Here is a 19,685-nt window from a genome sequence, read left to right as displayed (position 1 = left end):
TCACCTTCGCCTCAAGAGCCAAGGATGGGGAGAGACATGCCCAAGGACGCCAAGCCTGCGCAGCAGCGCATCGATCAGTTCTTCTCCGGGCCCGGCGGACGGGCGGACAATTGGCGCGATCTGGTCGACGCGGCCAAAGCATGGTCCCGCGGCGGAGACCGTGCGAAGTATGACGCTGCGCTGGCCGATCTCTTCGTGACGGAGGAATTTCACGGCTATCCTGGCCTGCAGCTCATGGCAGCCTTGCGGGAGGCAGCCACGACTGGCGATGCGGCAACTTCGCTGGCGCTCGCCACGCGGTTGACGCAGGCCCTGACGACGAGATCCTTCCGTCAGCATGCGGGCGACTGGAATACGAATGACGAAGGCAACGGCGAGACGCCCGATCTGGTGCCGCAGATGTTCGGTCCGCACGCGGCGCGCCGTCCCTATTTCGAGACGCTGATCGTCACCGGCCTCACGTCCGGCAGTTGGCCCGCACTCGCCAACGAATGGCGCAAGCTTCGGCGTCCGGTTGATCAGTTTGTCTACGAGCCGGTTATCGTCGGCAGCCTCGAGGACGCCTTCTGCGCCACGATCCTGAACCCGAACCTCGCAGCCGTCGTCATCAACGAAGGCTTCGCGCTACGCTCACGTCACGACGCGCCCGTGCTCCGCCCCCTGACTTCGTCGGCGGGATTGAAGGACGAGTCCGACGCTTCGGCGCTGCGGCTCGCCCATATCATCAAGCACGTCCGCCCCGAGCTTGACCTCTATCTGATGTCCAATCGCAACGTGGAGGAGATGGCCGGAAATCCCGAGGCCGATGTCGTCCGCCGGATCTTCTATTCGGTCGAGGAACTGCTTGAGCTGCATCTCTCGATCCTTGAAGGCGTGCAGGATCGCTACGACACGCCGTTCTTCGACAATCTGAAGAAATATGCGCAGCGTCCGATCGGAACGTTCCATGCGCTGCCGATCGCGCGCGGCAAATCGGTCTTCAAGTCGGACTGGATCCGCGACATGGGCGAGTTCTACGGCCTGAACCTGTTCCTGGCCGAAAGTAGCGCAACCACCGGCGGCCTGGACAGCCTGTTGGAGCCGACCGGCAACATCAAGAAGGCGCAGGACAAGGCCGCGCGCGCGCTTGGCGCCGATCGCGTATTCTTCGTGACCAATGGCACCTCGACGTCGAACAAGATGGCGGTGCAGGCGCTGATCGGGCCGGGCGATATCGCCATCGTCGATCGCAATTGCCACAAATCGCATCACTACGGGATGGTGCTGGCCGGCGCGCAGCCGCTCTATGTCGAAGCCTTCCCTATGACGGAATATTCGATGTACGGCGCCGTGCCGCTGAAGACCATCAAGCAGGCTTTGTTGAGCGCTAGGGCCGACGGCCGGCTCGACCGCGTCAAGCTGCTGGATCTGACCAACTGCACTTTCGACGGCCACATCTACAATACCCGCCGGGTGATGGAGGAGTGCCTTGCCATCAAGCCCGACCTGATCTTCCTGTGGGACGAGGCCTGGTTCGGCTTCGCGCGCTTCTCGCCGTTCCTGCGACGGCGCACCGCGATGGGCGCCGCTAGCGAGATCGAAGCCTGGATGCGCGATCCGAGATCGGTCGCGGCCTACGAGACGCAGCAGGCCGAGCTCGGCAAGAGTCCTTCGGACCAGGTGCTGCTCAAGACCCGGCTGATCCCCGATCCACGTCAGATTCGCCTTCGCGTGTACCAGACCAATTCGACCCACAAGTCGATGTCGGCGATCCGGCAGGGCTCGATGCTGGCGGTCAAGGACGTCGAATTCCACACGGTCGAGCAGCAGTTCAAGGAAGCCGTGTTCACGCACGCCTCCACCAGTCCGAACCAGCAGCTGATCGCGAGCCTGGATGTCTCGCGGCGCCAGATGGAGCTGGAGGGTTACGGTCTCGTGGCCAATGCGATCGAGATCGCGCTGGCCATCCGACAGGCAGTCAACACCAATCCGCTGATCTCGAAATATTTCCGTATCCTCGGTGCCGACGCCATGGTGCCGGCGCAATATCGCCAAAGCGGGTTCACCGATTATCTGGCGGCCGGCACGAACTGGGCGAGTGCCCTTAAGAGCCTGGACGACGACGAGTTTTGCCTCGATCCAACCCGCATGACGCTGGTGTGCGGCACAGCCGGCTTCGACGGCACGCAGTTCAAGGGCATCCTCGCGAACGACTACAACATCCAGGTCAACAAGACCTCGCGCAATTCGGTGCTGCTCCAGTCCAACATCAACAACACGCGCAGCGACGTGGCACATCTCGTCAGGGTGCTGGCGGAGATCGCCGGCGAGGTCGACCGTGGCCTGACCCAGGGCGGAGCCAATGCGAAGAGGGCCTTCGAGGCGCGGGTCAAGAGCTTGATGACCGACGTGCCCGACTTGCCGAACTTCTCGCACTTCCACCAGAGCTTCCGCGGCGACGCCGGCGCCAAGACCAACGAAGGCGATATCCGCAGCGGCTTCTACGCGGCCTATGACGCGGCTGGTTGCGAATTCATTCGCCTCGCCGACCCCGAGATCGACCGGCGCCTGAAGGCCGGTCCCGACCTCGTCTCAGCCAGTTTCGTGATCCCGTATCCGCCGGGCTTCCCGATCATGGTGCCGGGACAGGTCATCACCCAGGAAACCATCGACTTCATGCGGAAGCTCGATGTGAAGGAGATCCATGGCTACGACGCCAAGGAAGGCCTGAAGCTCGTGCGGGCCGAGGCCTTGGCGAAGATCGGCAGGCCCAAACCCGGCGCGCAGCCGAAGCTGAAGGCCGCCTCATAACAGGGGACAGAACATTTAGGTGGCGAGAACGGCCACCATGATCGATCCCCAGGTCGTGAGCAGGATGTTCGCGATGGGATAGGCGGGGGTGTAGCCCAGCACCGGCACAGGGCTTCCCGAGCGCTCCTGGAGGGCCGCCATTGCCGCCGTTACCGTCTACGCCCCGGTCAAACCGCCGAGCAGAAGGATTGGATTCATGCGCAAGACAAAATGACCGAAGCAGAATCCGACGATCTGTGGCAGCAGGGTCACCACCATGCCGCCGAGCAGCAGGCTGATGCCGGAGTCTCGCAGGGCGGAGAGGAAGATCGGCCCGGCATGGATCCCGGTGAGCCCGACGAACGCGGCCAGTCCGAGCGACGTCATCAGGCTGATGGCGCCGTCCGGGATTCGTCCGAAGCGCGGATCGAGCGTGCGGAGGTGACCGACCAGAAGCCCGGCAAGCAGCGTCCCGACGCTCGTGCTCAGTGCGATCTTGATGCTGCCGACGGGAAAGCTCACGAGAACGCCAACAACGCCGCCGAAGAAGATCGCAAGCCCCAGCACCACGAAATCGATGCTGTTGCTGGGCGCAACGATGACGCCGATATTCTTCGCCGCGTTCTCGACAACCGGTTCGGGGCCGACGATGCGCAGCAGGTCGCCACGCTGGAGGACGACGCCGGGAGCAATCGGAAGTTCCTGGCCGCCCCGGCTCAACGAGCGCAGATAGAGGCCGTGTGTCCAGTCCTGCTGCGAGGCCTCTTGCAGGTTCATGCCCGCGAGCTTGGCGTTGATCAGGAACACGTCAGCGGAGATCAAGGGAATGTCGAGCAGTTCCCTGTCTTCGACCTCCTCGGCGCGGGAGCCGATCAGCTCCACGATGATCTGGCGCGGCGCCGATATCGTGATGACGTCGCCGGGCGCGAGGATGGTGCCGGGCTCCGCTTGGAGTACGCGTTCTCCACGGCGGATCCGATGGATGAACAGGCGATGCTCCGGGCGAGCCTCGGCGGCCGCAACTGTCGATCCGATGAGGGGAGAGTGCTCGTCGAGGCGATAGGCGCGCAGCTCGAACTTTCGCCACGCGGATGCCAGACCGGGCTTGGCGCGGCTCATCCCCAGCGACCGCTCGAGCTTGAGCGCCTCGTCCCGCAGGTCGATCTTCAGGAGTGCCGGTGCGACCACCGTGCACCACATGATCACGCCTGCATAGCCAAAGATGTAGCAGACCGCATCGGCTACCGCGATGTGCGAGATATAGAGGGCGCGCTGCGCCTCGGGCACGGCGAGGCCGTTGACCGCGTCGGTCGCCGTCCCCATCGCCGCGCTTTGGCTGAGCGACCCCGACATCAGCCCTGCCGCAAAGCCGGGATCGAGCCCGAGTATCCTGCCCACGGCGATTGCGGCCGCAAGGCCGGTGAGGCACACGACGACGGCGAGCAGCACCGGCTTCAGCCCGTCGCGCTTCATCGCCTGCACGAATTGCGGACCGACGGAATAGCCGACGCCGAACAGAAACAGCAGAAACAGGAAGGATTTGGTCATGCTGGAAACAGGCACATGCGCGAAGTCGCCGACCACGAGGCCAGCGAACAACGCGCCTGTGACCGGGCCCAGACTGAAGGCGCCGATCTTGAAGCTTCCGATCCAGTAGCCCGCGGCGATCACCAGGAACAGCGCGAGCTCCGGATAGCGGATGAGAAACTGTTCCAGCCAAGTCAGCATCTCGGGCCGCCGATTTCTACGTCATCAGGATTTCTACGTCATCAGCATGACGAGCACCATGCCCCAGATCGTCAGCAGCGTGTTTCCGACCGCGTAGGTGACGGTATAGCCAAGACCCGGAATCTGGCTCTTGGCGCGATCGTTGACCATACCGAGCGAGGCAGTCGTGGTCCGCGCACCGGAACAGCATCCAAGCACGATGGCGTCATGGAAGCGGAACACGTATTTGCCGACATACATTGCGAGGATCAGCGGCGCGGTCGTCGCCACGACGCCCCACAGGAACAGGCCGAAGCCGAGCGCCTTCAGGCCGGCAACGAAGCCCGGTCCCGATGAGATACCAACTATGGCAATGAAAACGTTCAGGCCGACGGAGTTCATGAACCAGACAGTCGGCGAGGGAATCCGGCCGAAGGTCGGCCGCACCGACCGCAGCCAGCCGAAGAACAGGCCCGAGATCAGCGCTCCGCCGGAGGTGGATAGCGTCAGCGGCACGCTACCGATCTTGTAAACGATCGCGCCGACCAACGCGCCGATGGCAATAGCAGCGCCGATGAAGGCAACGTCGGCCATATCGGTTGCCCGATCCGGCCGGCCAAGCATCTTTGTCGCGGCTGCGACATCGGGCGTGCGTCCAACAATGGTGACGATGTCGCCCCGATTCAGCTTGGTGTTGGGAAGGATGGGGATCTCGACCGCGATCGCGCCCCTCGTGATCTTGCGCAGGAACACGCCGCGCGCCGCCGGGGCCTTCGCCAGCTGCTCGAGCGTCTTGCTGTCGACGTCCTTGCTGGTCACGTAGACATCGACGCCTTCGATCGGCATCGCGAGCAGCTCGCGATCGTCGACTTCCTCCGCCTGTTCGCCGATGAGCTGGACCAGCACGTCGCGCCGGCCTGCCACCGCCACGACGTCGCCGGCGTGAATCACGGCATCGGAGGTGGCATCGACGATCTTCCCCTCCTGTCGCAGCCGCAGGATGAACACCCGTTGATCCGGGATCAGCGCTTCGGCCTCCTGCACCGTCTTCCCCACCGCCGGCCCGCGCTCGCGAACGCGAAATGCACGGACGTCGAACTGGTGCCACGCGGTGCCTGGGCCGCCCAACTGCTTCTTGCCGCCGTACTCCTCCTCATATCTTTTGCACGCCGCCTCGAGATCGATGCCGAGCAGGGCCGGGCCAAGCAGAGCGAGAACGATCGCGGATCCGACGGTGCCGAAGATATAGGTGACGGCGTAGGCGACGGGCATCCCGTCGAGGATTTTCTTCGTCTCTTCCGGCGACAGCCCGAGCCGGTTGATGGCGTCGGTGGCGAGACCCATGGACGCCGAAATCGTCTGGGAGCCGGCATAAAGTCCCGCGGCCGAACCGACATCGTAACCGGCAATCTTCGCCGCGACATACGGGGCGAGAAGGCAGAACACGCACACGACGGCGGCGAAGATCGCCTGAGGAACGCCGTCCTGCGCGATGCCGCGCACGAATTGCGGCCCGACTCCGTAGCCGATGGCAAACAGGAACATCAGGAAGAAGAACGGCTTGAGCGGGCCTGTAATCGTGATCCCGATCTGGCCGATGATAACAGCGGCAATCAGCGTCGCGGTGACGGCCCCCAGTCCCAGGCCCTTGTAGGTGAAGGAGCCGAAATAGTAGCCCAAGGCCAAGGACAGGAAGATCGCGATTTCCGGATAGCTTTTGAGCGTATGAAAGAACCAGTCAATCATGATGTCACCCATTCATGCCGTCGGCTCGCGCGGCCGCTTCGCTTCGGCGCGGATCGAAGAGCCGACGACGAGAGCTGAAGCCGTATCGATCTGGATGAAGCGAGCCGCCCGAACGGGTCATGTTGATCTATGTCAAGCGCGCTGGGCCTCGTGGCACCTGCGATACCGCCGGCGAAATCATCCTGCTGCGTTGCGACGTGGCGGCGATCCGGAGCGCTCTCGTTGCCCGGACGTTGAGGTAGATCAATGGAGGTCACCCGACGCCGATCATCCTGAGCGCGAACTCGCAGGTAAGGGGAGCCTGGTCCACCTCGTTTCAACAGCTCGCACAGCTCGGGAGCGTCACATGGCCGACATCATGACCCTGAAGAAATTCGAGGCGCTGAGCCCGTTCGAGATCAAGGACGAGCTGATCAATCTCGCCAAGGCGACATCGAAACGGACTCAGGCCGCGTTCCTGAACGCCGGCCGCGGCAATCCGAACTGGGTGGCCACCACACCGCGCGAAGGTTTTTTCCTGCTGGGCCAGTTCGCGATCACCGAAAGCAAGCGGGTCATGGAGCACCCGGCCGGGATTGGCGGCATGCCGCAGGCGAAGGGCATTGCGGCACGCTACGAGGCCTGGCTCGCCAAGCATTCCGACATGCCAGGCGCGAGCTTCCTGTCGGACATGCTGCCCTTTTCCGTCAAGAAATTCGGCTTCGAGCCGGACGCCTTCGTCCACGAACTCGTCGATTCCATCATCGGCGACAACTATCCGGTGCCGGACCGCATGCTGGTGCACAACGAAAAGATCGTGCACGAATATCTGATGTGGGCGGTTTGCGGTGAGCCGCGGCCGGCCGGCAAGTTCGACATCTATGCGGTCGAGGGCGGCACGGCGGCGATGTGCTACCTCTTCAAGTCGCTGAAGGCCAACCGCCTGCTGCTTCCCGGCGACACCATCGCGCTGGGAACGCCGATCTTCACCCCCTACATCGAGATGACGCATCTGGAGGATTACGACCTCAAGGTCGTCCAGATCAGGGCGCCGCAGGAAAACAAATTCCAGTTCACCGACGATGAGATCAAGAAGCTGGAGGACCCGAAGATCAAGGCCTTCTTCATTGTCAATCCCGCCAATCCCTCCGGGATGGGGGTCAGCCCGGAGACCATCGCCAAGCTCGGCAACCTGGTCAGGACCAAGCGACCCGACCTGATGCTGCTCACTGATGACGTCTACGGGACCTTCGTCCATGGCTTCCGCTCCCTGCTGGGCGAGCTCCCGCTCAACACCATCGGTGTCTATTCCTATTCGAAATATTTCGGCTGCACCGGGTGGCGTCTCGGCGCCATCGCCATTCATGAGGACAACATCTTCGACAAGATGATCGCGAAGCTGCCCGACGACGCCGTGAAGGCGCTCGACAAACGCTACGGGCCGCTGACGCTGGAGCCGCGCAAGCTGAAATTCATCGATCGCATCGTTGCCGACAGTCGCGACGTCGCGCTCAATCACACGGCCGGCCTGTCGCTGCCGCAGCAGGTGATGATGAGCCTGTTCTCTCTCGCGGAGATGATGGACGCGAAGAAGGCCTATCAGGCCGCCTGCATGGAGATCGTCAACAAGCGCCTGTGGGCGCTGCTCGACGGCCTCGGGCTTGCCGACAAGCTGTCGCCCAATCCGAACTACGACGCCTATTACGGCCTGATCGATTTCGAGTTCTGGGCGCGGAAGAACATCGGAGACGAAGCCGTCGACTATCTGAAGAAGCACATCCACCCGCTCGATCTCGCGTTCCGCTTGGCGGAAGCCCACGGGATCGTGCTCTTGAACGGCGGCGGCTTCGATGCCCCCGAATGGTCGCTGCGTGTGTCGCTGGCAAACCTTCCGGACGATGTCTACGACGATATCGGACGGGGTGTTCGTAGCATTGCGCGTGGCTATCGGGACGCCTACGAGGCGGCCAAGGCCGGCTCGAAGTAACGGCGAACCAATGGGGGTGCCGGTCGATCCGGATCACTCCGATATCAAGCCAAAGGGGAACGAAAGTCATGAGATACACTGCCATCGCCGCCGTCTTGATTGCTGCGTCCGCCGCCGTTGCCGGCTTCAGCACGCCGTCGCGTGCCGAGACCGGACAGGTGGCAGTCGTGTTCACCAAGGGCGGCTTCATCGTCGGCGTCGGCGGTGGCGAAGGTGTTCTGCTCCTTCGGGGTAAGAAATATCCCTTTACCGTATCCGGCATGAGCGTCGGCTTCACGATCGGCGCCTCGACCACCAAGCTGGTTGGCCGCGCCCTCAATTTGAGGGGACCGGCATCCATCGAGGGCTCCTACGCGGTGGGCGGAGCAGGTGGCGCCATTGCGGCGGGTGCGGGAGCCGTTCAACTGCAGAATGCCAACGGCGTGATCCTGCAGCTCAGCGGTCCGAAGGTCGGCGCCGAAGTGTCGGCTGCCGTGGGTGGTGTGACCATACGTTTGAAATAGACGCGGAGCGATCGGGCCGCCTCAGCGCGGCGCGATGCGCGCGGTCGAGGGTCGGCGTCCCTCCTGATCGAGGTCGAGCCAGGGAGTCGCCGGACATATTGCCATTGGGTGCCGTCCGCGATTTCGCGAGGCATCGTCGAAGGGCGGATCACGGCACCCTAATATCGAGGGAGGACTAGCCATGCTTCGTTATCTTCTCGCAGCTGTTGCGGCGTTCGTTCTTCTCACCGCTACTCTCATCCCCGATGATGCCTACGCCCGTCGTGGTGGCGGTGGTGGCGGTTATCGCGGCGGTGGAGGAGGCATGCGGGCCGGGGGCTTTCACGGTGGCGGCTATCGTGGCGGCGCGGTTCACGCCGGACGGATCCACGGCGGTGGCGGGCGCGGCTATCGCGTCGGAGGCCCACGACCGAGCCATCCGATCGCCGGTCGTCCGGGCCGTCCAGGTTACCCCGTTGCCGGTCGGCCAGGCCGCCCGGTCGCCGGTTATCCCCGCTACGGCTACCGCGGCGCAGCCTACGGTGCCGCCGCCGGGGCCGCCGCAATCGGAGCCTATGGATACTACAACAACAACTACAACAATGGCTGTTATCAGGACACCTACGGCAATTGGGTCTGTCCGCAGTATCCTAACCAGTATCGATACTGAGAACGCGCTGCTGACGGTCGGGACGGTGGTCCGTCAGCGGTGAGGGTTCCGGCGTCGAGCGATCGGGCCGCATCATCGCGCGGCCCGATCCTCGTCAATATCGTTCAGCGACGAAATTCATCCCGCGCAAGCTTGCCTGGTCATTGTAGCGGCCCTTGTCCGAGCGCCTCGGCAATTTGACCTTGTCCTTCTTGATGCGCTTGCAGGGAATTGACTTCAGCACATGTGCGATACAATTCAGCCTTGCGCGGCGTTTGTCGTCGGAGCGGATGATGTACCATGGCGCGTGCTTGGTGCTCGTCTTCCTGAGCATCAGGTCGCGGGCCCGCGAATAGTCGTACCAGCGCCGATAGGATTCCAGATCCATCGGGCTCAACTTCCATTGCCGCACCGGATCGTCGATGCGGGCCCTGAAACGGCGCTCCTGCTCGTCCATCCCCACTTCCAGCCAGATCTTGATCAGGATGATGCCGCCGTCGATGACGTATTTCTCCATCTGCGGACAGAGCGAGAGAAAGCGCTCGTGCTCGGCGGGCGTACAGAACCCCATCACATACTCGACGCCGGCGCGGTTGTACCAGCTCCGGTCGAAGATCACGATCTCGCCGCCGGCGGGAAACTGCTGCATGTAGCGCTGGAAGAAGAGCTGCGTCTTCTCTCGGTCGGATGGCGCCGGCAATGCAACCACGCGGAACACGCGCGGGCTGACTTTTTCGGTGATGGCCTTGATCGTACCGCCCTTGCCGGCGGCGTCGCGGCCTTCGAACAGGATGATGACCCGCAGCTTGTTCGCTCGGACATAGTCCTGGAGATGACACAGCTCGACCTGGAGCTTCTCCAATTCCTTCTCGTAGTCCTTGCGCTTCATCCGCTCGGCAGGCTTGTCCTTGGCCATGCTCGCCCTTTCGCCGTCAGGTCTCAGCTGGCGGTCCCGCGCTCAATCACCCCAGGAAATCGTGATGCCGATGTCCCCCGGCACGCCGCCGGGAAAATCGATGATCTGGTAGGCGATGCGATAGCCGCGTGGCTTCAGATGGTCGGTCCAGAGTTGGAAGATTTCCTTCGGGATGCCGGTCAACGTGCTTTCCCAGCCCTTCTCCATCTGATTGATGGCGCGGCCCTTGTCGGTGCATAGCGTGTTGGGGAAGCGATAGACCTGAACCTCGGTCAAGCCATTTCGCACCGCACGCTGGATGATGGTCGAGGCGAGCTTGACCTTCTCCTCTTCGGTCTTGCCAGAAGGCTTGCTGAGGCGTTCAATCAGGGCCCGTTTCTCGGCTTCGGCGGCGGCGGCAAGCCGCGCATATTCGTCCGCCTTCTCGGCCTCCTTGAGGGCTGCTTCCTTGCGGATCTGCGTGGCACTGGGGATGAGGTCATCGATGCCGGGCATGGCGGGCGGCTCCTGTTGGGCTGTTGCGCGTCGGCTTTCAGGCGAGGCTAGGTAGGGCCGCTCCAGGTCCGTTGATTCAGATCAAGCAATTGCGAGACCCGGTACCGACACTGCATTCGCCGCATTGACGTGAACACGCGGGCCGAAAGGGAGAGACCGTTGAGCGAGCAGCTTCATCCGATGGCCCCGCATCATCTGCCGTTCTATCTCGCGCCGGGAAGCGGGGTGGACACGCTGATGGTCGTGATGGGCATCTTCCTGATCGGTACCGTGCTCTGGGTTGGCACGCTTTATTGGAAACTGCACAGCCTGCCCGAGCGGATGGCGCACAAGTCACAGAAGCTGCAATTCGAATTCGTAGCCGTGCTCGGCCTGATCTCGCTCTTTACCCATATGCATATCTTCTGGGTGGCGGGCCTGTTGCTTGCGCTGATTGATCTCCCCGATTTCGGCACGCCGCTGCGCAGCATTGCCGGCTCCGTTGAGAGGATTGCTGACGCAACGCCGAGCGAAGCAGGCGACGTGGTGGCCGAGTCCCAATCGGACGCCGGGGCCGGTATACCGCCGACGGGGAAATCCGGTCCCGCGAAGGAGAAGGAGCACAGCCATGTTTGAGCTCATGTTCTGCTCTCTCCTAACGATCCTGCCCGACTATCTCTACCGCCGCTATGCCCAGGGCAAGCGCTTCGGCAAGGAGATCACCTTCTTCTCAATCTGGTACGAGCTGAGATGGGGCATCACGGGCTGCCTGATGCTGACGGTGTCGCTCATCACAATGATCTTCTACTTCCATCCTTCCACCACGTCGGCCGCGCTCTATTTCCGCACCGTGCCGATCCTGCCCGAAGGGGCGGGGCGGGTGGCCGAGGTCAAGGTTGGTTTCAGCGAACCGGTGAAGCAGGGTGACGTGCTGTTTACGCTCGACAGCTCCAGGCAGCGGGCCGCGTTCGAGACCGCCGCGCGCAAGGTCGCCGAGGTCGAAGCGTCCATGTTGGCGGCGCAATCCGACGTGGTCAGGGCCGAAGCTCAGATCCAGGAGGCCAAAGCCAATTATCAGCAAGCCAGGGATGAGCTCGACACCAAGTCCGACCTTCAGCGCCGCAATCCCGGCATCGTGCCGCAGCGCGACATCGAGAAGCTTCAGGTGCTGGTCGATCAGCGCCAGGCCGGCGTTGACGCGGCGACAGCCGTAAAGCAATCGGCGGCCTTGCAGGTCTCGACGCTCATTCCGGCGCAGAAGGCGAGCGCCGAAGCGGCGTTGGCTCAGGCCCAGGTCGATCTCGACAAAACCGTCGTTCGCGCCGGCGTAGACGGCCGTGTCGAGCAGTTCCTGGTCCGCACCGGCGACGTCGTCAACCAGTTGATGCGGCCGGCCGGCGTGCTGATCCCGGAAGGCGCCGGCCGCGGGGCCCTACAGGCGGGCTTCGGCCAGATCGAGGCGCAGGTGATGAAGGAAGGCATGCTCGCCGAAGCCACCTGCATTTCGAAGCCCTGGGTGATCATCCCGATGGTTGTGACGACGGTGCAGGACTACATCGCGGCCGGACAGTTCCGCTCCGGCGAACAGTTGATCGATCCGCAGAACATCGCGCGGCCCGGCACCATCCTGGTTTATCTCGAGCCGCTCTACAACGGCGGCCTTGACGGCGTGACGGCGGGCAGCAGCTGCATTGTCAACGCCTATACCAGCAATCACGAGGAGATCAGCGCAAAGGACACAGGCACCTTCCGCAAGATCGCGCTGCATGTGGTCGATGGCGTCGGCCTTGTGCACGCGCTGCTGCTACGTATCCAGGCGCTGCTGCTGCCGATCAAGACGCTCGTTCTGAGCGGACATTGATGCGGCGAGCCCCCCGCGGGCGCCAGCAAGGTCGACCTTGACTCCGCTGCCATGGCCGATTTCGACGAAATTACACCGGGCACACCGTCAGGAGCGAAGAAATGACCCAGTCGCGCAAATTCATCGTTTGCGCGTCCGCGGCACTCGCCCTTGCCGCGGGATTGTCCATGAATGGGACAAACCGTCTCGCTGACGGCGCCCTCTTCTCAGAGGCGCAGGCAAGAGTAGGGCGGCCGCTGACCCCCATGAGCTATGCCGGGGTGGCCCGTCGAACGACCCGACTGGCGGTGGCTGTTGGCGCAGCGGCGGGTGCGGCGGGAGCCTATTATGGCTCGTCCTGCGTGCAGGTCGTGGACGCCTACGCCCGGGTCACAACGCGCTGCTGATGCGATGGCGCGAGGAAGATTGGCGCCTGCACGATTTGCGCTAGAGTGTGGCCGGGAGGCGGTTACTCTCGTGGAGAAAGCATGAGCGGGCGCATCGCTATGGCCCCGATCAAGTCAAGCTGGCCGATCATCGTTGCACGTCTCAGTCTGTGTTTGCTGGTCTGGGGCGCAATGGTGCCGGCGGCCCTTGCCGCCGATCGCAACGAGCCAAAACGGCTCCTGCTGCTCCATTCCTTCGGCCGGGATTTTCGTCCTTGGAGCGAATATGCCCGGAGCATCAAGGCCGAGTTCGAACAGCAATCCTCGTTTGCGCTGGACATCCAAGAGCACACGCTTCTCTCAGCGCGGTTCAACAGTCCCGGACCGGAGGCGCCGTTCGTCGATTATCTGCGCTCGCTTTACCGGGCCAGTCCGCCCGACCTCGTGATGAGCCTCGGAGCGCCGGCGGCGCGGTTCGTTCAGAAATATCGCGAGCAGCTCTTCCCGGATACACCGCTGGTGATGACGGCGGTCGAGCAGCGGCTGGTGAACCGGGGGGCACTGACCCAAAACGATGTCGTCATTCCGGTTCGCAACGACTTCACAGCATTCTTCGGCAGCATTCTTCAGGTGTTGCCGGAAACCCGGACCGTTGCCGTCGTCATTGGCGCCTCGCCGCTGGAGAAGTTCTGGCTCGACGAAGTCAAACGGGAGGCTAAGCCCTTCGAGGACCGGTTCGAATTAATCTGGTACGCAGACCTGTCGTTTGAGGAGATATTGAAGCGCGCCTCCACGCTGCCTCCACATACGGTGCTGTTCTGGCAACTGATGTCGGTCGATGGTGTCGGCGTCGCCCACGAAGGTGATCTAGCATTGCGCCGGCTGCACGCGGTCGCCAACGGGCCGATCTTCTCCTATCAGGAAGCATTTTTTGGCCGCGAGACCGTCGGCGGCCCGATGCACTCGATATCCGAGTCCAGCAAGGAGACTGTCAGCGCGGCGCTTCGCATCTTCGCGGGCGAAAAGCCGGGCGACATCAAGATCGAACCGATCGGATTTGCCGCGCCGAGATACGACTGGCGCGAGATGCAGCGTTGGGGCATCAGCGAGAGCGATTTGCCGACGGGAAGCGAGGTTCTATTTCGCGAGCGGGGGCTCTGGGAAAGATATCGTTGGCAAATGGCAATGATCGCAGCAGCGTTCCTAGTCCAGGCCGGGCTGATCAGCGGGCTACTCCACGAACGTCGCCGGCGCCGTCTGGCGGACGTCGAGTCGCGGCAGCGCCTGGCGGAGCTCGCGCATCTCAGCCGCTATGCGGCCGCCGGGGAGATGACGACCTCCATCGCGCACGAGCTGAACCAGCCGCTCGGCTCGATCCTGACCAACGCCGAGACGGCGGAGCTCATGCTGAAGAGCGCCTCGCCGAACCTCGATGAACTCAGAGCCATCCTGGCCGACATCAGGCGCGACGATCAGCGGGCAAGCGAAGTGATTCGACGGCTGCGCAGCATGCTGAAAAAAACGCCCTTTGAAATTCGAGACATTGAACTAAACAATACCGTGCGGGATGTCATCGGGTTCGTCGCAGATGTGGCCAAGGGACGCGGCGTCGTGTTGAACTACCTTCCGGCGACGGCCGAACTTCGTGTCCGGGGCGATCCGATTCACCTGCAACAGGTTGTTCTCAATCTCGTTGTCAACGCCTTGGACGCGATGTCCGAAATTCAGACAGGCAAACGCGAAATCAACGTAACGACGAACGTTTCCGGTGCTTGGGCGGAGATCCGGGTTGGCGACACCGGCGCCGGCATTGCGACGGATGATCTCAAGAGCATTTTCAATCCATTTTTCACCACCAAGCCGCAGGGCATGGGCATGGGCCTGGCCATAGCCCGCACCATCGTCGAGGCGCACCACGGCACGATTTCCGCCGCGAACGCGCCCTCCGGCGGGACGCTGTTCAAGATCAAGCTCCCGATCGCGCGCCAGGCTTTCGCGTTGCAGCAGCACGATTAGCGCAGCCGAGACGCAGCCATTTCCCTTGATCTTTGTCAAAGAACGGTCGGGCCGCGGACCGATCCTCCAAATTGTGACTCCGATGGAGGATGTGATGCTTCGCTGTGCCAGGACCGTGATCGCGCTTGCGCTGTTGATGGCCATCCCGTCCGTCGCCTCGGCGCAGACGGCCGACAAACCTGCTGCTCCAACCGCTCAGCCGCAAGCGGCAAGCCAGGCTCCGCCAAGCGCCGAGCTCCTGAAGCCCGAGCAGCTCGAAGCACTGGTGGCGCCGATCGCGCTCTATCCTGACGAGCTGCTGGCCAATGTGCTGGCCGCGTCGACCTATCCGCTGGAAGTGGTGCAGGCCGATCGCTGGCTCAAGGAACACAAGTCGCTGAAGGGCGATGCGCTCAAGACCGAGGTCGAGAAGCAGGCCTGGGACGACAGCGTCAAGGCGCTCGCCAGCACGGCGGACGTTCTGACGATGATGAGTGACAAGCTCGATTGGACCAAGAGCCTGGGTGATGCCGTGCTCGCGCAGCAGCCGGACGTGATGGATGCGATCCAGCGATTGCGCACCAAGGCCTATGACAACAAGAAGCTCGTTACGACCAAACAGCAGAAGGTCAGTGTTCAGACGCAGGAAAACAAGCAGGTGGTCGTCATCGAGCCGGCCGAGCCGGGAACGATGTACGTGCCGTACTACGAGCCGGCCACCGTTTACGGGGCCTGGCCCTACGCGGACTACCCACCTTATTACTTCGGGTATCCGTCCTATATCGGCGCAGGCGTGATCGCGGGGGGGCTCGCTTTTGGGACCGCCTGGGCGATCGGACGCTGGGGCAATTACTGGGGCGGCGGCTGCAACTGGGGCAACCGCAACGTCTATGTCAATCACCGGACCACCAACATCGGAAATGGCTGGCAGCACAATCCGGCGCACCGCCAGGGCGTGCGTTACAACAACACCAATGTTCAGCAGCGTTTTGGCAACAACAATCTGAAGGCGGGCGCCGCGGACCGGATGGATTTTCGCGGCCGCGACGGCCAGCAGGTACTCAAGGATCGTCCGGGCGCCGGTGCCGCTGATCGTGCAGGAGATCGAGCGGGTGACCGCACCGGCGACCGCGCGGGTACGCGGGACCGGCCCGGTGGCGGCGATCGCGCCGGCGCTGCGGACCGCGCCAAGGGGAGTGCGAAGGGCGGAGGCGATCGAGCCAAGGGCGGTGGTGACCGCGCCAAGGCCGCCAACCGCGGCGGCGCTGGTGCCGGCAACCGCGCAGCGTCTGCCAATCGCGGTGGTGGAGGTAGCCGCGGCGGTGCCATGAACGTTTCCTCTGGCCGGGCGGCTGCAGCGGCCTCCGCCCGCGGGCGGTCGAGTATGGCGAGCATGCCCCGCGGTGGCGGTGGGGCGAGCTTCGCCGGGCGTGGCGGTGGCGGCATGTCTGCCGGAGGCGGCTTCCGAGGAGGCGGCGGCGGACGGGGAGGCGGCGGCGGCCGGCGCTCCGACATTGCGCTGAAGCACGATGTCGTCTTGCTCGGCTATCTCGCCAACGGCCTCGGCTATTACCGCTTCAGCTATCTCGGCAGCCACAAGGCCTATGTCGGTGTCATGGCGCAGGAGGTCGAACGCGTGAAGCCGGAGGCGGTGACCCGCGGCAACGACGGTTATCTGCTTGTCCACTACGACAAGCTCGGATTGAAATTCCGAACCTACAGCGATTGGCTCGCCCGTGGTGCGAGGATCCCTGCGGAGGTCGCGCCATGAATGTTCTGAAGTCACTTCATCGCGCGGCGTTGCCAGGCATCATGGCGCTGGTACTGCTGAGTTCGACGGCGCCCGCGCAGCAATCCTTTTCTACGCCCGAGGATGCAGCGGCAGCGCTTGCCTCTGCGGTCAAGGGAGGTCCGGCCGATATTCTCAAGGTGCTCGGCAGGGCTGCTGACGACATCGTCTCGTCCGGCGACGAGGTCGCCGATGCAGACATACGCCAGCGCTTCACGTCGATGTATGATGCCAAGCATTCGATCAAGGCGGAAGGCAACAAGAAGGCCACGCTGATGCTGGGGCCGGACGACTTCCCGTTCCCAATTCCACTCGTCAATGCAAAGAGCGGCTGGGAATTCGACACGGCCGAGGGACGGATCGAGGTTCTCTATCGTCGCATCGGCCGCAACGAGCTCGACGCGATCCAGACTGCGCTCGCCTATGTCGATGCCCAGAATGAATATGCCGACAAGGATCGCGGCGAGGGCGTGGGCGTCTACGCGCAACGCATCGTCAGCAGCCCGGGCAAGAAGGACGGCCTGTTCTGGCGCGACGATAGCGACCCGAGCCCACTCGGTGCACTGGCGGCGGAAGCCTCGGCCGAAGGCTATAAGGCCGGAAGTGCAGAGCCGAGCCCATATCATGGATACTATTTCCGTATCCTGAAGGGGCAAGGGGCGGATGCGCCCGGCGGTGCTCTCAACTACGTCGTCAAGGGCAAGATGATCGGTGGCTTCGCCCTGATCGCCTGGCCAGCCGAATACGGCAATTCCGGCGTCATGACCTTCCTGGTCAATCACGCTGGTACCGTCTACCAGAAGGACTTGGGAGAGCGCACCGAATCTATCGCCCAGCGCACGACGCTGTTCGATCCGGACCAGACCTGGAAGAAGGTCGATGCCGCAAAACCCTGAGAGCAGCAGGCGAGCGTGGCTGCGTTGGATTGCCCGGTACCTGGCAGCAATCGCGTTGCTCGCGTTCATCATTCCCGCCACGCCGTCACATGCGCAAGCTAGTGGTCACGTCGAGGTCAAAATCGCGAAGGCGGGATTGCTGATTGGCGGTGGCGCCGGCAGCGGGGTACTGACCTATCGAGGGCGCGTCTATCCCTTCAGGGTGTCGGGCCTGAGCTTCGGCATCACCGCCGGCGCAACCGTCGGGCGACTGGCGGGGCGGGCGTCAGGCATCAGAGAGGTGCGCGATTTCGCCGGCACCTACACCTCCGTCGGCGGCGGAGCCGCCCTCGTCGGCGGCATCAACGGCGCTCACCTGCGCAACGAAAAGGGCGTCACGATCGTGCTGCAAGGTCCCAAGGCGGGCATGGAATTCGCCGCCAATCTCAGCGCAATCACGATTACGATGAGATGAGGCGGTTTTGAAATGGTGCTGCCGCCGGTCCTGCGCAAGACCGGATCACATCTCGCGTCATGTCGCGATCGGACTTGCGAGCGTCTTTGGGAGCAGTCAGGATAAGCGAGCTACGGTAATCAATTCCAAACCGGAAGACGCTGATGCGAACACTCTTTCCATTCTGTGTCGCCCTGGCCTGTCTCTGGGCAGCGATGACCCTGAGCTCGTCCAGCGCGAATGCAGTATTCTGGCGTGGCCTGACCGCACCAACCAACATCGACTACCACGGCTACACAATCATCAAGGAGCCTCGGCCAAGCCCCTGCCAGTGGATACGGGTCAACGGCTATTACGTCCGCCAATGCGTACGCTAGCTGCTGTCCGTGCTTCGTGTGAAGTGCCGGCGATTGGTCATCTCGGTGCTGTCCGCTATTCAAGGTCGGGAATGGCTGGATTCGGCCGATCGGTAGAACAGAGCGCACCGACATTGGCGGCTGAATAGCGCCCTCAGTCCGCGATTGCGTTCAACTCCTCAACGCTCTTTCTGCGATCGACAACGCCGTGCATCGTCATGCCCACGATGGCTGAGCGATCGGCAAGCGCCAGCGCGTTGTCGCGCGTCGACCGAACGCCGGCCGCTCGGCGAAATGGTTAATCGAGCGAGGAGTACCCCTTATGCTCCGCATCACCCCTCTATGGAGCACGCGAAACCCTCCGAGCGAACATTATAAAAGAATCCAGTTGGCGCAGGGGTTTTTCGCCAACGAACATTCCGAAGTCTGTCATCTCCAAGGAAGGGATCCTCCTATGTTGACGTACTATATTGAGACGAGAGAAGCGTTGAAGCGTCTGCGCACGGACCAGGACGGCGTGGTGTCGTTCGAGTACATTATCGTCGCAGTTTGTATCGTTGGCGCAGTCGGTGCTGTGTTCGGTGGTGGAGCTGGTGGCCAGATCGGCGCAGCGCTGACTACCGGGATCACCGCTATCACCACTGCTTTCGCTACGGCCATCGCTGGTTGATACAGCCATTTTGACGCCAGAGGGGGGCAATCCAGGCTGCCCCCCCTCCTGCAAGAGTGCTCCCCAACAAATTTGCCTTCCGCTTCTTTGAGGCGTGCATTTGATGAATTGGATTGCTCCCACAGCCTCGCTTCTGCAAATCCTATTGTTGCTCTATGTCGCAACGATCGATGTCGCGACGCGCTTGATCCGAAACGAAATTTGTCTGGTGCTGGCGTTCCTCGGGATCGTCACTCAATTGCCCAACGCGATCCAAATTGCCGAGTCGCTGATAGCCGCCGCGATCCTCTTTCTGCTGCTGTTTGTCCTATACACGCGCGGTGGAATTGGCGGCGGCGACGTCAAGTTGCTGACTGCGTTGGCGATCGGCTTTCCGCTGACGGGCGTAATTCAGTTGCTGACCGTTACCGCATTGGCTGGCGGCATTCTCGCCCTGGTGCATCTGCTGATGCGCCTCCTGCCATATCCCAGGCTCGCGCCCGCCGGCTCGTCGCTCATGCGCCGCGTCTACGCGGTCGAGCGGTGGCGACACTTGCGACACGCACCGCTGCCTTACGGGGTGGCCGTAGCATGCGGTGGCATTTGGACCATTTTCAGTCGAGGACTTTGAC

General features: G+C 62.8%; 17 protein-coding genes. 12 read left to right on the top strand and 5 right to left on the bottom strand.

Annotated features, from left to right (window positions below; translation table 11 throughout):
• The first annotated feature begins 36 nt into the window (after positions 1-36).
• Positions 37-2,790, top strand: coding sequence for a decarboxylase (locus AB5K84_RS29725; RefSeq protein ID WP_038965961.1), 2,754 nt, complete (start codon positions 37-39; stop codon positions 2,788-2,790).
• A gap of 15 nt (positions 2,791-2,805) precedes the next feature.
• Here the strand turns inward: AB5K84_RS29725 and AB5K84_RS29720 are convergent, their stop codons facing one another.
• Genes AB5K84_RS29720 through aspT form a run of 3 tightly spaced genes read right to left on the bottom strand, consistent with a single transcriptional unit; the run spans position 2,806 to position 6,222 of the window.
• The gene (locus AB5K84_RS29720; protein ID WP_257784510.1) at positions 2,806-2,931 is read right to left on the bottom strand and encodes a hypothetical protein; all 126 of its coding nucleotides are present in this window, start codon (positions 2,929-2,931) and stop codon (positions 2,806-2,808) included.
• A 15-nt stretch (positions 2,932-2,946) separates the two neighbouring features.
• On the bottom strand, positions 2,947-4,497 hold the full coding sequence (locus tag AB5K84_RS29715) for a TrkA C-terminal domain-containing protein (RefSeq protein ID WP_011086259.1): 1,551 nt from the start codon (positions 4,495-4,497) through the stop codon (positions 2,947-2,949).
• A gap of 33 nt (positions 4,498-4,530) precedes the next feature.
• Positions 4,531-6,222 (bottom strand): aspartate-alanine antiporter, encoded by a 1,692-nt coding sequence (aspT, locus tag AB5K84_RS29710; RefSeq protein ID WP_038965960.1) that lies wholly within the window; start codon positions 6,220-6,222, stop codon positions 4,531-4,533.
• Positions 6,223-6,568: 346 nt separating this feature from the next.
• Between aspT and aspD the strand changes: the two genes are divergently transcribed.
• The 3 genes from aspD to AB5K84_RS29695 all read left to right on the top strand — a co-directional run bounded on the left by aspD (position 6,569) and on the right by AB5K84_RS29695 (position 9,340).
• Positions 6,569-8,188 (top strand): aspartate 4-decarboxylase, encoded by a 1,620-nt coding sequence (gene aspD, locus AB5K84_RS29705; RefSeq protein WP_011086261.1) that lies wholly within the window; start codon positions 6,569-6,571, stop codon positions 8,186-8,188.
• A 68-nt stretch (positions 8,189-8,256) separates the two neighbouring features.
• A complete protein-coding gene (locus AB5K84_RS29700) occupies positions 8,257-8,691 on the top strand; it encodes a hypothetical protein (RefSeq protein ID WP_011086262.1) in 435 nt (144 codons plus the stop codon).
• A gap of 181 nt (positions 8,692-8,872) precedes the next feature.
• Positions 8,873-9,340 (top strand): hypothetical protein, encoded by a 468-nt coding sequence (locus tag AB5K84_RS29695; protein ID WP_011086263.1) that lies wholly within the window; start codon positions 8,873-8,875, stop codon positions 9,338-9,340.
• A 94-nt stretch (positions 9,341-9,434) separates the two neighbouring features.
• On the opposite strand, the gene ppk2 is transcribed toward AB5K84_RS29695, so the two are convergent.
• Complete coding sequence (gene ppk2 / locus AB5K84_RS29690) at positions 9,435-10,235, bottom strand: polyphosphate kinase 2 (RefSeq protein ID WP_011086264.1); 801 nt, start codon at positions 10,233-10,235, stop codon at positions 9,435-9,437.
• A gap of 42 nt (positions 10,236-10,277) precedes the next feature.
• The gene (locus AB5K84_RS29685) at positions 10,278-10,730 is read right to left on the bottom strand and encodes a hypothetical protein (RefSeq protein ID WP_011086265.1); all 453 of its coding nucleotides are present in this window, start codon (positions 10,728-10,730) and stop codon (positions 10,278-10,280) included.
• A 180-nt stretch (positions 10,731-10,910) separates the two neighbouring features.
• On the opposite strand from AB5K84_RS29685, the gene AB5K84_RS29680 reads away from it, so the two are divergent.
• From AB5K84_RS29680 to AB5K84_RS29645, 8 genes are all read left to right on the top strand, one after another.
• A complete protein-coding gene (locus AB5K84_RS29680) occupies positions 10,911-11,345 on the top strand; it encodes a hypothetical protein (protein ID WP_038965970.1) in 435 nt (144 codons plus the stop codon).
• The gene (locus tag AB5K84_RS29675) at positions 11,338-12,570 is read left to right on the top strand and encodes an HlyD family secretion protein (RefSeq protein WP_011086267.1); all 1,233 of its coding nucleotides are present in this window, start codon (positions 11,338-11,340) and stop codon (positions 12,568-12,570) included. The genes AB5K84_RS29680 and AB5K84_RS29675 overlap by 8 nt, the downstream gene beginning before the upstream one ends.
• 467 nt (positions 12,571-13,037) lie before the next feature.
• Positions 13,038-14,951 carry a sensor histidine kinase gene (locus tag AB5K84_RS29670; protein ID WP_038965958.1) on the top strand — a complete coding sequence of 638 codons (1,914 nt, stop codon included), beginning with the start codon at positions 13,038-13,040 and terminating at the stop codon, positions 14,949-14,951.
• A gap of 94 nt (positions 14,952-15,045) precedes the next feature.
• Positions 15,046-16,701 (top strand): DUF3300 domain-containing protein, encoded by a 1,656-nt coding sequence (locus AB5K84_RS29665; RefSeq protein WP_038965969.1) that lies wholly within the window; start codon positions 15,046-15,048, stop codon positions 16,699-16,701.
• On the top strand, positions 16,698-17,615 hold the full coding sequence (locus tag AB5K84_RS29660) for a DUF2950 domain-containing protein (protein WP_011086271.1): 918 nt from the start codon (positions 16,698-16,700) through the stop codon (positions 17,613-17,615). Before AB5K84_RS29665 ends, AB5K84_RS29660 begins: the two co-directional genes overlap by 4 nt.
• Positions 17,599-18,069 (top strand): hypothetical protein, encoded by a 471-nt coding sequence (locus tag AB5K84_RS29655; protein ID WP_011086272.1) that lies wholly within the window; start codon positions 17,599-17,601, stop codon positions 18,067-18,069. The genes AB5K84_RS29660 and AB5K84_RS29655 overlap by 17 nt, the downstream gene beginning before the upstream one ends.
• Before the next feature lie 657 nt (positions 18,070-18,726).
• Positions 18,727-19,074 carry a hypothetical protein gene (locus AB5K84_RS29650; RefSeq protein WP_011086274.1) on the top strand — a complete coding sequence of 116 codons (348 nt, stop codon included), beginning with the start codon at positions 18,727-18,729 and terminating at the stop codon, positions 19,072-19,074.
• Between the two features lie 103 nt (positions 19,075-19,177).
• Positions 19,178-19,684, top strand: coding sequence for an A24 family peptidase (locus tag AB5K84_RS29645; RefSeq protein WP_038965956.1), 507 nt, complete (start codon positions 19,178-19,180; stop codon positions 19,682-19,684).
• Position 19,685 lies beyond the last annotated feature (1 nt).

Origin of the sequence: Bradyrhizobium sp. 1200_D9_N1_1, from assembly GCF_052075915.1 — a bacterium.
GTDB classification, from domain to species: Bacteria; Pseudomonadota; Alphaproteobacteria; order Rhizobiales; family Xanthobacteraceae; genus Bradyrhizobium; species Bradyrhizobium diazoefficiens.
This window is presented reverse-complemented; position numbering and strand designations above follow the sequence as displayed.

Coding starts and splice junctions, on each gene's coding strand:
- AB5K84_RS29725 (WP_038965961.1), top strand. CDS start 37: ATGCCCAAGGACGCCAAGCCTGCGCAGCAGCGCATCGATCAGTTCTTC.
- AB5K84_RS29720 (WP_257784510.1), bottom strand. CDS start 2,931: ATGGCGGCCCTCCAGGAGCGCTCGGGAAGCCCTGTGCCGGTGCTGGGC.
- AB5K84_RS29715 (WP_011086259.1), bottom strand. CDS start 4,497: ATGCTGACTTGGCTGGAACAGTTTCTCATCCGCTATCCGGAGCTCGCG.
- aspT (WP_038965960.1), bottom strand. CDS start 6,222: ATGATTGACTGGTTCTTTCATACGCTCAAAAGCTATCCGGAAATCGCG.
- aspD (WP_011086261.1), top strand. CDS start 6,569: ATGGCCGACATCATGACCCTGAAGAAATTCGAGGCGCTGAGCCCGTTC.
- AB5K84_RS29700 (WP_011086262.1), top strand. CDS start 8,257: ATGAGATACACTGCCATCGCCGCCGTCTTGATTGCTGCGTCCGCCGCC.
- AB5K84_RS29695 (WP_011086263.1), top strand. CDS start 8,873: ATGCTTCGTTATCTTCTCGCAGCTGTTGCGGCGTTCGTTCTTCTCACC.
- ppk2 (WP_011086264.1), bottom strand. CDS start 10,235: ATGGCCAAGGACAAGCCTGCCGAGCGGATGAAGCGCAAGGACTACGAG.
- AB5K84_RS29685 (WP_011086265.1), bottom strand. CDS start 10,730: ATGCCCGGCATCGATGACCTCATCCCCAGTGCCACGCAGATCCGCAAG.
- AB5K84_RS29680 (WP_038965970.1), top strand. CDS start 10,911: ATGGCCCCGCATCATCTGCCGTTCTATCTCGCGCCGGGAAGCGGGGTG.
- AB5K84_RS29675 (WP_011086267.1), top strand. CDS start 11,338: ATGTTTGAGCTCATGTTCTGCTCTCTCCTAACGATCCTGCCCGACTAT.
- AB5K84_RS29670 (WP_038965958.1), top strand. CDS start 13,038: ATGAGCGGGCGCATCGCTATGGCCCCGATCAAGTCAAGCTGGCCGATC.
- AB5K84_RS29665 (WP_038965969.1), top strand. CDS start 15,046: ATGCTTCGCTGTGCCAGGACCGTGATCGCGCTTGCGCTGTTGATGGCC.
- AB5K84_RS29660 (WP_011086271.1), top strand. CDS start 16,698: ATGAATGTTCTGAAGTCACTTCATCGCGCGGCGTTGCCAGGCATCATG.
- AB5K84_RS29655 (WP_011086272.1), top strand. CDS start 17,599: ATGCCGCAAAACCCTGAGAGCAGCAGGCGAGCGTGGCTGCGTTGGATT.
- AB5K84_RS29650 (WP_011086274.1), top strand. CDS start 18,727: ATGCTCCGCATCACCCCTCTATGGAGCACGCGAAACCCTCCGAGCGAA.
- AB5K84_RS29645 (WP_038965956.1), top strand. CDS start 19,178: ATGAATTGGATTGCTCCCACAGCCTCGCTTCTGCAAATCCTATTGTTG.